The sequence below is a fragment of the Streptomyces sp. cg35 genome, from assembly GCF_050410835.1.
Lineage (GTDB): Bacteria > Actinomycetota > Actinomycetes > Streptomycetales > Streptomycetaceae > Streptomyces.
The window spans coordinates 125,148-137,953 of sequence record NZ_CP191268.1; the positions used below are offsets into that span (position 1 = coordinate 125,148).

A 12,806-nucleotide genomic window follows, 5' to 3' on the forward strand; every position below is an offset into this window, starting at 1 on the left:
GCCACCATGCAGAACCGTGCACGTCCCGCTGCCCTCGCCCTCGCTCTGGCCTTCGCCCTCACCGGTTGTGGCGCGGACGTGACGCCCGAGGAGGGCCGGGGAAAGGGAGAGGGCACCCGTGCAGCCGACAGCCACTACCCCGTCACCATCGAGAACTGCGGCGAGAAGAAGACCTATAAGAGGGCCCCGCAGCGCGTGGTCACCAACGACGTCGGAATCACCGAGATCATGTTCGCCCTCGGCCTCGAGGACCACATGGCGGGCTATGTCATGCCCGACGACAAGGGGGACCTCACCACAGTGCCGTGGAAGGGCGGCTACCAGAAGACCAAGTGGCTCTCCAAGAAACAGATCAACAAGGAGCTGGTCCTGGACGCCGGCGCCGACCTGGTCTTCGCGGGCTGGAACTACGGGTTCAACGAGGGCGAAGGCTTCACACCCGACGCGCTGGAAGAAGTCGGCATCGACTCATACGTGCTCAGCGAGTCGTGCCGCAACGGGCAGGGCACAGCCCGCGGGGTGATGGCGCCCCTCGACGCGCTGTACACGGACCTGAAGAACCTGGGCACCCTGTTCGACGTCGAGGACAGAGCCGACGCCCTGATCACCTCGTTCCGCAAGCAGGTGTCCCAAGCGCAGGCCAAGGCGCTGAAGGGCGCCGAGCGGCCACGGGTGTTCCTCTACGACAGCGGCCAGGACAAGCCGTTCACGTCCGGCGCCTACGCCGGGCCCCACGACATCATCACCAAGGCCGGCGGCGACAACATCACGAAGGACGTCAAGGACAGCTGGACCACCGTGGGCTGGGAAACGGTCGTGGCCCGCGACCCGGAGGTCATCGTGATCAACAACTACGGGGACACCACCGCGGATCAGAAGCGGAAGTTCCTCACGTCGTACAAGCCGCTCGCGAACGTCTCCGCCATCAAGAACCACCGGATCGTCGTCCTCGACTACGTCGACCTCGTCGAGAGCCCGCGCAACCCCGCCGCCATCAGCTCACTCGCGGCGAAGCTGAGAAGCTTCCGCTCCTGAACTCGCAGTGCCCACGCCTGAGCCCAACTGCTGCAGGCGCGGGTGGCCGAGCTCCGCCCCGGCCCGCCAGGAGCGCCGCAATCGGGCGGTTGCGCTCCTGCTGGTCGCTGCTCATCGAGGACGGGTCCCGGCCCTCGACGAGCAGCGTCCTGGCTGACAGCTCCTACCGTCCGCTGTCGGGCCGACGGCCTGGCCTCACTTCAGGTGCCGGCCGAAGAACCGGACTCCGTCCTCCACCTCGAACCACGGGGTACCGGTGTGCCCGCCCAGGTTGGCGTGCAGCGTCTTCTCCTTGGTACCGAAGCCGTCGAACAGGTCCAGGGCCCGCTGCCGGGGGTTTCCCTCGTCGTCCCACTGCAGCAGGAAGAGCAGCGGAATGGTGACCTGCCGAGCCTCCTCGCGCTGGGCGCGGGGCACGTACCCCCCGGCGAAGAAGCCGGCGGCCGAGATGCGTGGCTCGACCACGGCCAGCCGAATGCCGAGGGCGGTCCACCCCGAGTACCCGACCGGGCCGCCGATCTCGGGCAGCGCAAGAAGCGCGTCCAGGGTGGTCCGCCATTCCGGGACCGCCTTGTCGACCAGAGGGCCGATAAGGGACTCGAAGATCTCATCGACCGGCTCGCCGGCCTGCATCGCCCGGCGCAGTTCGGCGCGGGCCTGCTCGTCGGCGGCCGAACGGGGCCGGTCACCGCACCCGGCGGCGTCGATGGTCGCCACCGCGTAGCCGTTCGCCGCGGTGTGCCGGGCCCGGGCCACCAGCCGGGGTTGTGCCTTGGGCAGGCCGTTGTTGTGGGCCATCAGGACCAGCGGGGCCGGCGCGTCGGATTCAGGCGTCCACAGGGTGCCGGGGATCTCGCCGAGGGTGAATTCGCGTTCGAGCAGGCCGTCGTCGAGGCGCTGCTCAGAAGTGAAATGCATGGTCGTGCCTTTCGGGAGTGCTGCTGGACGGCGCTCCCGGACGACCTATCGCCCGACCGTGACCCCGGAGGAGAGCACCCATGTGAATACGTTCACGGGTACCACCTCCTCGTTCTCTCGCACGGCCTCCGAAAACCTAGCAGTGGTCGCCGTAACCCACCAACGGGTTTTTTGCGAAGGACCGATGGCCGAAAGCCTGACTTCTCGCGTTGGGGGCATCCCCTGCCCGGGCAGCAGCCAGTGGCTCGCCTACGGACCGGCCGCGGCAGGACGGCTCCTGGCCCACTACGGTCACGCCGGGGTCTCCAGCGCCATCAGCCCCATGACGAATGAAGTTCCGCCTGGCAGGCTCCAGTCATGACCTCACAGGAACCAGGAAAGTCGGCGACATGGGCGAAGGCCCTCGCCGCGATCGTCCTTCTCATACTCCTGCCGATCATGCTCTGGATCCTCTTCTCAGTACCGAAGTCGACCACTATTCCGTGGTGACGGCACGCCTGACGAGGCCTGGACCTGCAGCGTGATCCCGCCGTGCGCGACCCCGGCCGCCCCTCCCCTTCAGGCCCTGGCGCACAACGCCCACTCGTACCGCTGGCCGTGTCGTTGAACGTCCGTCACGCCAGAGCGCCCAACCATCATGAAACGCATAGGGGTTGACGATGCCGAGGCGGATGCCTACGTTCCTTTGAAACGTTCCATGCAGGATGCGAGGCGCGGGACGAGTGCTCCAGCGAGCCAGTGGCAATTGGTGCGGCGGGTCGCTGCGTTCAGCCTCGCCGCCGCCGTTCGTCGACCGACAAGGAGAACCGTCTCCATGCCCGAGCAGCCCGGTTCACCACTCAGCCGCCGCCACGTTCTGGCTGCCGGGGCCGCGGCGGGCGCAGCTGTCGCCGTCATGGCAGCCCCGTCCAGCGCCGCCGCCCCATACCGGCAGCCGAGCGTGTCCCGCGGTCGGGGCCGCTCCGGCGCAGGGCCGTGGATCCCCTCGTACCCGGACGGTCGCCCGGTGGCGACGCTGCGGCTCGATGCGCGCGACAGCGGTCCGGTCCTCAAGTACGGGGACGGTCCGGGTGGTTGTGACCGCTTGGGCGCTCGTGACGTCTGGGTCTACCGCGACGCGGACACGCTCTACATGAACTACGACGCCGCCGGGGACCGGGGCTGGCTGGCGGCCCTGGCCACCAGCCGTGACGGCGTGAGCTGGACCAAGCACGGCCCCGTCCTCGACCTGGGAGAACCGGGTTCCGACGACAGCGGGTCCGCGAGCTACGGCGTCACCTATCGCAAGGCTCCCGGCGACTGGCACATGTTCTATCTGGGAACCCCCCACACCACTCCCCCGCCCGATCGCATCCCGGCCTTTCCCTACATGACGCTCAAGGCCCATGGCCCCGGGCCGGCCGGACCCTGGACCAAGGCGCCGGACGTGGTCCCCTTCCGCCCGGCGCCCGACACGTACTACTCCGTGACGGCGAGCCCCGGCCAGATCGTCCGCCATCACGGCGAGTACGTGCAGTTCTTCAGCGCCTCCACCGAGGACGCCGAGGGCACGCACCGCACCATCGGACGGGCACGGACCCGGGACCTCGACGGCACCTGGCAGCTCGACGACCAGCCCGTGGTACCGCTGGCGGAGCAGGTCGAGAACTCGTCGCTCTACTACGAGCACGTCAACGACACGTGGTTCCTGTTCACCAACCACGTCGGTCTCGACGAGCACGGCGAGTACACGGACGCGATCTGGGTCTACTGGACGCGCGACCTCGACCAATGGGACCCCACCGACAAGGCGGTCGTCCTGGACCGCAACAACTGCGCCTGGTCGCCGTACGTCATCGGTCTGCCGTCCGTGGTCCCCCTTGACGGCCGACTCGCCGTCTTCTACGACGGCCGTGCTGCCGACGACACCTCACACATGGGCCGCGATGTCGGCCTCGCCTGGCTCGACCTTCCCCTGCACCCGCCGGTCCGGTCCTGACCCCTCGATGCAGCCGGGCGCACCCCGCCCGGCTGCATCGCGATGGCGCTTCCGCCCGACACGGGGCCGCTCATAGGCGAGAGGGAGGCTCACACACCGGCTGACGTCGCCGCCTGACACGTCACGCGCGCCCGGGCGGGCGGTGCATCCGCCTCTGCACCTCCAGTCTATATTGCGCACTTGCGCAATATAGGAAATCATTGCCGCCCCGGCAGAGAGACAGACGGATGCTCGCGTCACACACGCCCATCTCCAGCCACACACCCCACCGTTGACGGCTGGGCACCTCCGGACGGCCGCGTGCAATCTGCCTACCGTCCTGCCCTGGTGCACGGGGACGGGCCTTGGCCTCGGCCGGCGACCGTGCTCGGGTGGTTCACCACTGACTCCGGCGTAACGATGTGCCTGCTTCGTCCGTCCGGCAGCACGGCGGCCCGGTGGATCACGTTCGACCCGCACCACATCGACCTTGTGGTGCGGGAAGGGCTGTGAGCAACAGAGAGTCGGCGATTCCGCGGGCACACGCACGGCGTTCGGTCCGGGCCCGATCGAGAGCGTACGGCTACCGCTGACTGTGGGTGGGATGCGTTCCACTTCCGACGTCCTGACGGGGTGCCGCCAGGGCGGAGCTGTCCGTCTCGGGCTCACCCGTTGCCGCGGTGGTGGGCCGGGGTGCGGTGGCGGGTGAGAGAGCGGCGGCGACGAGCATGAGCAGCAGGACCGGGACCATCGCGGCGCGCAGCCCGTGGTGTTCGCCGAGGAAGCCGAGTGCCGGCGGTCCGGCCAGCAGCGCGACGTAGCCGATCCGGGAGGCCAGAGCGACTCGGCCGGGGGCGTCCGGACCGGATTCGCCGGCTGCGGAGAGGGCCAGCGGGAAGCCGAGAGAGGTGCCGAGCCCCCAGAGCACCACGGCACAGCCGGCCGCCACCGGTGAATCCACGAAGGACACGAGGGCGATGCCGGCGGCCGTCAGCAGCGCGCCGCCGCGGAGGACCGTGGGCCGGCCGGCCCGGGCGACCACGGGGCCGCCGGCGAAGCGGCCGGCCGCCATGGCCGCGGCGAACCCTGCGTACACCAACGAGCCGAGTCCGGCGGGCATGTGGTGGCCGTCGACCATCAGCAGCGGAAGCCAGTCGGTGGCGGCGCCCTCGGCGAGCGTCATGCCGAGCACCACGCCGCCGATCATCAGTAGTCGCGGGTCGAGGTACAGCCGCCGTTCCCTGGCTCCCGCGGTGGCCTCCGGGTCGGCGGGGCGGGTGGTGGACGCGGCACCGGCGGCTGATGTGTCGGCGGTCCGGGGGCGGCGCCCGGTGCCGGGGCGCAGTCGCGGCACCGCGAAGGCGAACAGCCCGACCGCGACGAGCAGCGTGACCGTCAGGTGCCATGGCACCGGGAGACCGGCCGCAGCACCGGCCACTCCGAGGCCCGCCCCGATGAGGGTGCCCAGGCTGTAACAGCCGTGGATGGCCGGCAACACGGGCCGGCCGAGCTGCCGTTCCAGTTCAGCAGCGTCGACGTTGCTGGCGACTTCCGAGATGCCCACGCCGGCGCCGAAGAGCAGGAGCCCGCAGGCAACCATCGGTGCCGTGGCTGCCGCCGTGCCCAGCGCCACCGTGCCCACACCGGCCAGCACGAGGGACATGCAGGCGATGATGACGGGGCGGGTCGAGAATCGTGCCACGAGGGCACCGGCCACAAGGATGCCGAGCATCGAGCCGATCGACATGCCGAAGAGCACCAGGCCCATCTCCGCGGTGGAGGCATCGAGCCGGTCCCGGACATCGGGGGTGCGAGTCACCCAGGTGGCGAGCGACAGGCCGGGGATCACGAAGCACAGCTGCAAGGCAATGCGGTGACGGCGGAGCAGTGGGTCCACGGGGACGGGATCCATGAGGGCGTGGGCCTCCGGAGACGGGACGTTGGGCGTACCCACGCACCCTAATGAGGGCCGCGATCGGGCCGATCACTCTTGCAGCACGCCCGGACGTGGCCCGGCCGGGCACCTGCCTGGCCCACGGACCTCACCCGGCGCGCCGTCGACGGCAGGTTCGGTCTTCCCTCATTCCCACGCTGATGACCGCATCGGCTCCGTGTCGTACTCCCAGCCGGCCTCCGTCACGCGGGACGTCGGTCGCCGTACGCGTCCGACGCACGCGTCATGATCTGGACCGCTTCCTCCTCCGTCGTGTCCGGGGGGACGACGAGCAGATCCCAGCGTCCATGGCCGGGGGCGACGAGGACGACAGTGTGCGCGGCCCCCGGCGCCGGACGCCTGTGCAGGCCGACGACCTGGCCGGCGACGAGCATCCGGCCCGGCATCGGTGACCACATTTCACCGTTGAGCACAATGCTGGCGATGTGACCCCAGGTCCGGGGCAACCCGGCGAGCAGCACGGGCAGTTCGGCAAGAAGATCGTACGAGCGCGGCCACCATGCTCCATCGATGGCGCGGGGCCCGCCGGCGTGGGGCGCAAGGCGCAGGCGCAGCAGAGGCCGGGAGGGAAGCGGGGGGTGCGGTGCGAGGGCCATGATGTGTGACTCCTGCCGACTGACGTGCGCGAATGGGGAGTTGAGAGGGGCCTCGCGTGCGGCGGGCCGCGTTGCGGGCCGGTCTCGGCCTGTGCGCGCCGTGCACCGAACCGAGCTGTCCAGAAGGCTGATGACAGCGACCGACGGGCCGGGCTACCGCGCTTCGCGCCGTGACAGGCGCGCTGGGGAGTCGGCGTGGTGGAGGTTGTGCCAGCTGTCGCCGGAGGAGAGCAGGGCCAGTGGCCAGCTCGCTCCGACCAAGTCCCGCCCACAGCAGGGCGGTGACGCCGTGGAGCAAGCCGACTCCGATCACTCAGCCTAGAGCGAGCTCATCGACCCGGCCGCCATGAAGGTGCTGCGCGCAGGACAGACGCCCCGGTAACCGCCATCAGCGAACCACGGTGGAAGCCGACCGCGACACCGAGGCCCGTGACCGCCCATGGGGCGCACCCGAGCACGATGTCCGCAGGATGGATCAGACACCCCCCACAACAGTCGTCTGGCGACTCCGAGCGCCACGAACAGCGGCGTGACGATCACCGCCGTCACCGTCATGCACTGGTGACGTCCACTGTTGCGCGGAGGCCACCAACTGCCTTGTTGTGCAAGCGAGTTGACCTCATGGTCCTGCGGCGACCGGAAGCCGCACGACGGGGATTCGGAGGTGCGCGAGGCGGATGTCAGGGACATGAGGGCTCCTCGGCCGGATTGCGGATGGCGCGGCCGGGGTCGGGGGCTGCCCCTGAGTGGGCGGACGGCGAGGCATGGGGTGCTCCAGGTGATCGGGCACCGGCATACAGGGATCCTCGCCTCCTTCAACATACTCCTGCCGGACGAAGAAGGACCGGGACGTATGCTGGGACCACCGGGTGCTCCTCGTACGCCGACTCCGCTCGGCGTCGCTTCCGGCGCACCACGACACCGGGCCGCGCCGACATGGCGGCCCGAAGAGGGGCGTGCGTGATGAACGCACATACCGCCCGGCGCAGTTCAGCCGAATCCAGGCAGCCGACCACGTGCCCGCCCGTCCGGCTCGCCCTGCGTCCTCCGACCTTCCCCCCGGGGCCGGTGTGCGGGGCCTGGTGGCCGCGCACCGATGACCTGGCCGCCGAACTGGCCGCACTCACTGATGTGTTCGACGTATCCCGTGGCCGCGTGACCCGGATCGCGTCCCACCACGGAAGCTGGCCGAACGAGCCGCGCACCCTCCCCGTGACAGGTCACACGGTCACGGCCAGCTGGTACGCGTCCGGCCTCGACCCGCACACGATCCGGCTCTTCTCGTACGGCACCGGCCGCTGGGACCTGCTCGTCGTTCCGCCGCACAGCGAGGCCGGCGCGGCCGCCCGGCTGATGACCGCGGCGGCCGACCCCACCCTCCGCCTCACCGGCACCGCCCTGATGGCGATCGGAGGCCCGTCCGGGTGACCCGGCGCTCATGCTCGGCGGCGACGAGGTCGCCGCCGAGCGCGTCGGCAGGAGTACCGTGGGAGCACCAAGGGCATTTCGCACTCCGGCATCCACGCGGGTCTCGTCCTCGGTGAGCAACAACATCGGGGACGACCGGCGCGTCGCTCCGAAGACGGGTTCGCATCATGGCCGCGATCACCACGTCCACCCGCGCAGCCTCTCCGCCTCCCCTCTGTGCCGCCCGTGTGGCACTGCAACTCCCGACGGGCCGCGGCCTGCTCGACGGCGCCTGGTGGCCCCGCTCGCGCGACCTGGTCGCCGAACTGCCTCCCCTGGCGGCCGTTCTCGATCCACTGTGGGGCCGCATGACCCGCGTCGCCGTCAATCCGATGCTGTGGCCCGTCGTCCCGCGCAAGGTGACCGTCGGCGATCACGTGCTGAAGGTCGGCTGGTTCACCCCTGAACTCGACCCGCACAAGCTGCTGTTGTCATACGGAATCGGCCGCTGGGACCTCCTGGTCATCCCGCCCGAGACGCGTCCCGCAAGCGCCGCCCGGCTCATGAGCATCACCTGCGACCCGGACGGGCCCCGACTGACCGCCACCGGTCTCATCACCGCCGAGGCCGCACGCAGCCACGACATCGCCGTCGGCGACCGGCCGCAGAGCGCGGAGGAATCGTGGGAGTACGAGGGTGGCGCGACCTCCACCCATCCCGTCGCGACGACCAGGAGGGGGTGACCGCCATGGACGCCGCACTCACCTCAGCCGCCCTCCTGCTCCTGATCACCGTCACCGCCCATGTGATCCAGCGCCGCAACACCCAGCACGCCGAAGGGACCACCTTGCGTACCTACCACCGCGTTCCGCCCGACCACCGGGCCCCCACCGATCCGGGAGGCGGCGGCCCGCCGCCTCCCACGCTCCCGCCGGGCGCCCCGGCCGACCGGCACGACCATCGCGACGGAGGCCGCGGGCGGTTCCCGGCGCGCCGCCGCCGTGACCGCACCACACACAAACAGGCCCGCTGAACCGGGCCTCTTCGAAGGGACCGCGAAGGGAGTCCGGATGGCCGAGGTGTATCTGCGCAGGCTCACCCGATGGCAGGCCGAGCAGCAACGCGAAGCCATCGCCGATGTGTACGTCACGGCGTACCGCGGCGCCGCCGGGGCGGAGTACCGGGACCGGACCAGGTTTCTGCGCCGCTACGAGCAGCATGTACGGCACGACGGTTTCGAGATGGCCGTCGCCGACGCACCGGGCCTCGTCGGCTGCGCCTACGGGTACCGGCTGGATCGCGACGGGGCGTGGTGGGGCGACTTCCCTGTCGAGGTGACGCCCCAGACCGAGGAACTCACTGCGTCCGGGCGGGTGTTCGCGCTCACCGAGCTGATGGTGCTCCCCGCGTTCCGCCGCCGCGGCGTCGCGACCCGCCTCGGGGAGCTGCTGCTCGCACGCCTCCCCCAGGAACTGGTGGTGGCCGGCATCGACCGGGACAAGGCCTCGGCCGGGATCGGAGAGCTGCTCCGTGCCTGGGGCTGGAAGGAACTGCCCGCAGCGGGGCCGGACGCGGAGGCGTCGGGCCGTGAGGTGTGGGCGCGAGGGCCTGTGCAATGAGTCGGCCAGGGGGCTCAGAACTCGGCTCTGGTGCGGGCGCGGCACCTGTCCTGAGCCGTCGACGGCTACAGGTCTCGCAGCGGATCAGCAGCGGACCGATGCCTGCGAAGCCACGATCGCCTTGTTGAGCTGTTCGACCTGGGGCTGGATCTTCTGCGCGGCCTCGGATGCTGTCGTATCGCCCCCGAGGCCGTCGATCGCCTTCTTCAAGTCGTCGTAGGCATTCGAGATGGCGTCCGTCTTGGCATTGCCGATGCCCTGTGCATCGTTGTTGATGTCCTTGAGGTCTTCGGCGATGTCTTCGCGGGCGTCCTTGATGTCATCGAGGGTGCTGTCGGAATCGAGCGTGGTCAGGTCCGCGGTGTCTTCCTTGAGGTCGCCGAGGCTGTCGCACAGGGCCTGGGCGCTCTTGGAGGCCTCCTCCTTGGGTGTGCTGTCGTCGTCGGAGCAGCCCCCCAGTAGGAGCGCGGCCGCGCCGGCGGCGGCAACAGTGACGGAGAGACGACGAGAGAGGCTGCGAGGAAACGTCATGCGCTCATGCAACGCGCCAATCCGGCGTCCAGCGCGCGGGCACGTGGCGAACGGGTGACGGCAGGACCAGGTCGTGGCTGAGACCGGTTGCGGACCCGCAGGCGGAGGCCTACTGTGCGGCGGCGATTCGCAGTAGTCTGGTGGTGACTCCGTGGATGCCTCCACCAACGTGTTCATCCCTCGTGATGCCGGTGTTCGGCGACGATACGTAAATGAAGAGAGAGACCGAACTTTCGCCAGCGGATATTCACGGTCCTGTGCGGCCGACGATTCACTCACCGCTGGGCGGTCCGTTGCCTGACCGGCCTGTGCAGTCCACGACTGCGGGCGCCTCGCGGAGTGTGCTACTGGGGAAAGGGCGGTGCAGCCGCCATGCCCGAGACACCGCGTGAGGAGCGACTCGCGTTCGCCTTCGTAGAACTCGCCGACACCATGGTGCGCGACTTCGACGTCATCGGACTGCTCCACACACTCACCGACCGCTGCGTGGACCTGCTGGATGTACAGGCGGCCGGTGTCCTGCTGGGTCTCCCACAGGGCCAGGTCGTAGAGGCCGCGGCCTCCGACGAACTCACCCGCGCGCTGGAGCTGGAAGGCGTCGAGTGGGACGAAGGCCCGTGCCGGGACTGCTTCCATGCCCGCGCCTCCATCGCCGAGATCTCCTTGGACACGATGGCCGCCGGCAATCGCTGGCCCCACTTCGCCCCGCGCGCCCGGCAGTTGGGCTTCACTTCGGTGGTGGCAGCCCCACTGCGCTGGCAGGAACAGGTGATCGGGGCGCTCAATCTGTTCCGTAACCGGCCCGGTCACCTCGGCGGGGGCCAGCTGCGCCTGGCCCAGGCACTGGCGGACACCGCCACCATCGGCATCCTCCAGCAACGTGCGGCACACGAGCAGACGGCCGTGATCGCACAGCTGCAACACGCACTGAACTCACGGATCATCATCGAACAGGCCAAGGGATACCTCGCCCACCGCCGGCACACCACCGTGGACGAGGCATTTGCCCGCATGCGCAGCCATGCCCGCCGCCAAGGGGTCAAACTCACCGACGTGGCCCGGCAGGTCCTGAACGGCACCGCCGCAACCAGCCTGCTGGATCCCGGCGCGTGAAACCGCTGCCGGGCCGGCCCGGCAGCGGTGGAGGCGGGAAACACCATGCCCTATCGGATCGCGACCTCGTTGCTGCGCGCCCTGGACTCACACCGGGGTCCGGGGCTGCCTGCCTTGCCGCTGAAGCAGGCCAGCCGGGAATTCGGACTGGACGGGCTGGCGTTTCTGCTGGCTCCCGGCGGCAGGCCCGGCGAACTCGTACAGGTCTTCGGTGAGCGCACTGCACCTCTGGAGGACCTGCAGTTGACACAGGGACAGGGCCCCAGCCCTGATGTGGCCCTCAGCGGCACCAGCATCCTCATCTCCGACATGGCCGCCCTCGACCCCGTCCGCTGGCCCGGCCTGTCCGTATCGGTCCTGCAGCTGGGCATACGTGCCGTGTTCGCCTTCCCGCTACGCATCGGGGTCATCGCGATCGGAGTCCTGACCGGCCACCGCACCACACCCGGGCCGATGACCGCCGACCAGCTCGCCTCCGCGCTGATCGTGGCCGATCTGCTCGCCCAGTACCTCATCCACCGCGGTAGCACCCGCGGCGACGTGAGCCGCCTCCTGGACGGCGCCGAACTGCACTTCGCCGAGGTCCATCAGGCCACCGGAATGCTCGCCGCCCAACTGGGCATCGATTGCGCTCATGCGCTGGCCCGGCTGCGCGGCCACGCCTTCCGCAATGACCAGCGCCTGCTCACCATCGCCCGCCAGGTCCTCGACCACCAGCTGCACTTGAACACCGACGACACTGGGGACAGTTGACTCCCTCTCCTGTCGAGCTTCGGCGCTCGGGGACCGCTTCTCCCGGAAGAGGTTGCCTGGGTTCGGAGTACGGTGAAAGGACCGAGAGTCCCCCGTGCATCGGCTACGGCGCCCGTGCCGTTCTCGGCGATCGACGACACCGACCCGCTGCGGCGGGTTCGGGACAGGGATCGTCTCATGGCAGAGCATGCGCTCCGACCGGTCGATGCGCAGCCGCGTCCACAGGTGCGGCAACAGAGCCCGTCCCCGCTGGAAGCGGAGCGGGTCCGCCCGTTGTCCCGATGCCAGGTCGCCGATCGCCTCCAGGAACTGGGCGCGCTGTACGCGGTCAACTCCGGCACGGAGCCCAGAGAATGGGATGGGCTGAGCCGGGCTTTCCTGCGGCGTCTGGTGCTCGACATCCGGCGCCCCGGGTTCGGCCTGCTGGTGGCGGAGAACACGGCACTTACGGCGTGTGCGTATGGGTTCCGCCTGCGCGCGGGGCTTTTCGAGTTCAGGGAGATCGTTGTTCCGCAATGGGTGCGAGTGCAATCCCCGCATCTTGACTGGAACCTGTCGCGGCGACTGCAACGGCGACTCCTCGGCGATCACGGCGACGCCATTGGCGTCACCCTGGTCGAGCGCAGCGACGCGAGGAAGCTGGCAGCGCTGCGCTCCTGGGGATGGCGGAGCACGTCCGGACACCTTTACGGGATGACGGAGTTGGATCCGCGGCGTGTTCTGCTGCTCTGTCCTTGAGCAGCAGAACACGCCGCGGCCGCTGGGCACGACGTCGGCATCGGGTCGCCCTCGGGTGCGTCGGCAGCCGGGTAGGAACGCCCACAGCCCGTACGCCCATGGTTGTTGCGGGGAGCGATGTCATCGGCTCTGACCGGGAGGGGCCGGACGGGTGGCCCGGCCGCCGCCGAACCGCACTGGCTTGC

General features: G+C 69.8%; 14 protein-coding genes. 10 read left to right on the forward strand and 4 right to left on the reverse strand.

All coding sequences use genetic code 11. The features are described 5' to 3' along the window. Positions 1 to 6 precede the first annotated feature (6 nt). A complete protein-coding gene (locus ACQUQD_RS00615; protein ID WP_428949895.1) occupies positions 7 to 1,035 on the forward strand; it encodes an ABC transporter substrate-binding protein in 1,029 nt (342 codons plus the stop codon). Between the two features lie 195 nt (positions 1,036 to 1,230). On the opposite strand, the gene ACQUQD_RS00620 is transcribed toward ACQUQD_RS00615, so the two are convergent. Next, complete coding sequence (locus ACQUQD_RS00620) at positions 1,231 to 1,953, reverse strand: dienelactone hydrolase family protein (RefSeq protein WP_428949896.1); 723 nt, start codon at positions 1,951 to 1,953, stop codon at positions 1,231 to 1,233. A gap of 357 nt (positions 1,954 to 2,310) precedes the next feature. Here ACQUQD_RS00620 and ACQUQD_RS00625 point away from each other — a divergent pair, with 357 nt between their 5' ends. Both ACQUQD_RS00625 and ACQUQD_RS00630 read left to right on the forward strand, forming a co-directional pair. Next, positions 2,311 to 2,442, forward strand: a complete 132-nt coding sequence (locus tag ACQUQD_RS00625) for a hypothetical protein (protein WP_428949897.1) — start codon at positions 2,311 to 2,313, stop codon at positions 2,440 to 2,442. A gap of 325 nt (positions 2,443 to 2,767) precedes the next feature. Beyond that, a complete protein-coding gene (locus ACQUQD_RS00630) occupies positions 2,768 to 3,931 on the forward strand; it encodes a hypothetical protein (RefSeq protein ID WP_428949898.1) in 1,164 nt (387 codons plus the stop codon). 562 nt (positions 3,932 to 4,493) lie between these two features. Here the strand turns inward: ACQUQD_RS00630 and ACQUQD_RS00635 are convergent. Together ACQUQD_RS00635 and ACQUQD_RS00640 are read right to left on the reverse strand one after the other, a co-directional pair. Beyond that, complete coding sequence (locus ACQUQD_RS00635; protein WP_428949899.1) at positions 4,494 to 5,822, reverse strand: MFS transporter; 1,329 nt, start codon at positions 5,820 to 5,822, stop codon at positions 4,494 to 4,496. A gap of 224 nt (positions 5,823 to 6,046) precedes the next feature. Further along, complete coding sequence (locus ACQUQD_RS00640; RefSeq protein WP_428949900.1) at positions 6,047 to 6,460, reverse strand: DUF5994 family protein; 414 nt, start codon at positions 6,458 to 6,460, stop codon at positions 6,047 to 6,049. Positions 6,461 to 7,423: 963 nt separating this feature from the next. On the opposite strand from ACQUQD_RS00640, the gene ACQUQD_RS00645 reads away from it, so the two are divergent. The 4 genes from ACQUQD_RS00645 to ACQUQD_RS00660 all read left to right on the forward strand — a co-directional run bounded on the left by ACQUQD_RS00645 (position 7,424) and on the right by ACQUQD_RS00660 (position 9,486). Beyond that, a complete protein-coding gene (locus ACQUQD_RS00645) occupies positions 7,424 to 7,888 on the forward strand; it encodes a DUF5994 family protein (protein ID WP_428949901.1) in 465 nt (154 codons plus the stop codon). Positions 7,889 to 8,115: 227 nt separating this feature from the next. Continuing rightward, on the forward strand, positions 8,116 to 8,610 hold the full coding sequence (locus tag ACQUQD_RS00650) for a DUF5994 family protein (protein WP_428949902.1): 495 nt from the start codon (positions 8,116 to 8,118) through the stop codon (positions 8,608 to 8,610). Between the two features lie 5 nt (positions 8,611 to 8,615). Further along, positions 8,616 to 8,900, forward strand: a complete 285-nt coding sequence (locus tag ACQUQD_RS00655; protein WP_428949903.1) for a hypothetical protein — start codon at positions 8,616 to 8,618, stop codon at positions 8,898 to 8,900. Positions 8,901 to 8,937: 37 nt separating this feature from the next. Beyond that, positions 8,938 to 9,486, forward strand: a complete 549-nt coding sequence (locus ACQUQD_RS00660; protein ID WP_428949904.1) for a GNAT family N-acetyltransferase — start codon at positions 8,938 to 8,940, stop codon at positions 9,484 to 9,486. An 84-nt stretch (positions 9,487 to 9,570) separates the two neighbouring features. On the opposite strand, the gene ACQUQD_RS00665 is transcribed toward ACQUQD_RS00660, so the two are convergent. Then, positions 9,571 to 10,017, reverse strand: a complete 447-nt coding sequence (locus ACQUQD_RS00665; protein ID WP_428949905.1) for a hypothetical protein — start codon at positions 10,015 to 10,017, stop codon at positions 9,571 to 9,573. Positions 10,018 to 10,389: 372 nt separating this feature from the next. Here ACQUQD_RS00665 and ACQUQD_RS00670 point away from each other — a divergent pair, with 372 nt between their 5' ends. The 3 genes from ACQUQD_RS00670 to ACQUQD_RS00680 all read left to right on the forward strand — a co-directional run bounded on the left by ACQUQD_RS00670 (position 10,390) and on the right by ACQUQD_RS00680 (position 12,621). Next, entirely contained in the window at positions 10,390 to 11,130 is a 741-nt protein-coding gene (locus ACQUQD_RS00670; protein WP_428949906.1) for an ANTAR domain-containing protein, read from the forward strand. Between the two features lie 45 nt (positions 11,131 to 11,175). Continuing rightward, positions 11,176 to 11,883: a GAF and ANTAR domain-containing protein gene (locus tag ACQUQD_RS00675; RefSeq protein ID WP_428949907.1), complete on the forward strand. Its 708-nt coding sequence runs from the start codon at positions 11,176 to 11,178 to the stop codon at positions 11,881 to 11,883. 177 nt (positions 11,884 to 12,060) lie between these two features. Beyond that, positions 12,061 to 12,621, forward strand: a complete 561-nt coding sequence (locus ACQUQD_RS00680; RefSeq protein WP_428949908.1) for a hypothetical protein — start codon at positions 12,061 to 12,063, stop codon at positions 12,619 to 12,621. Positions 12,622 to 12,806 lie beyond the last annotated feature (185 nt).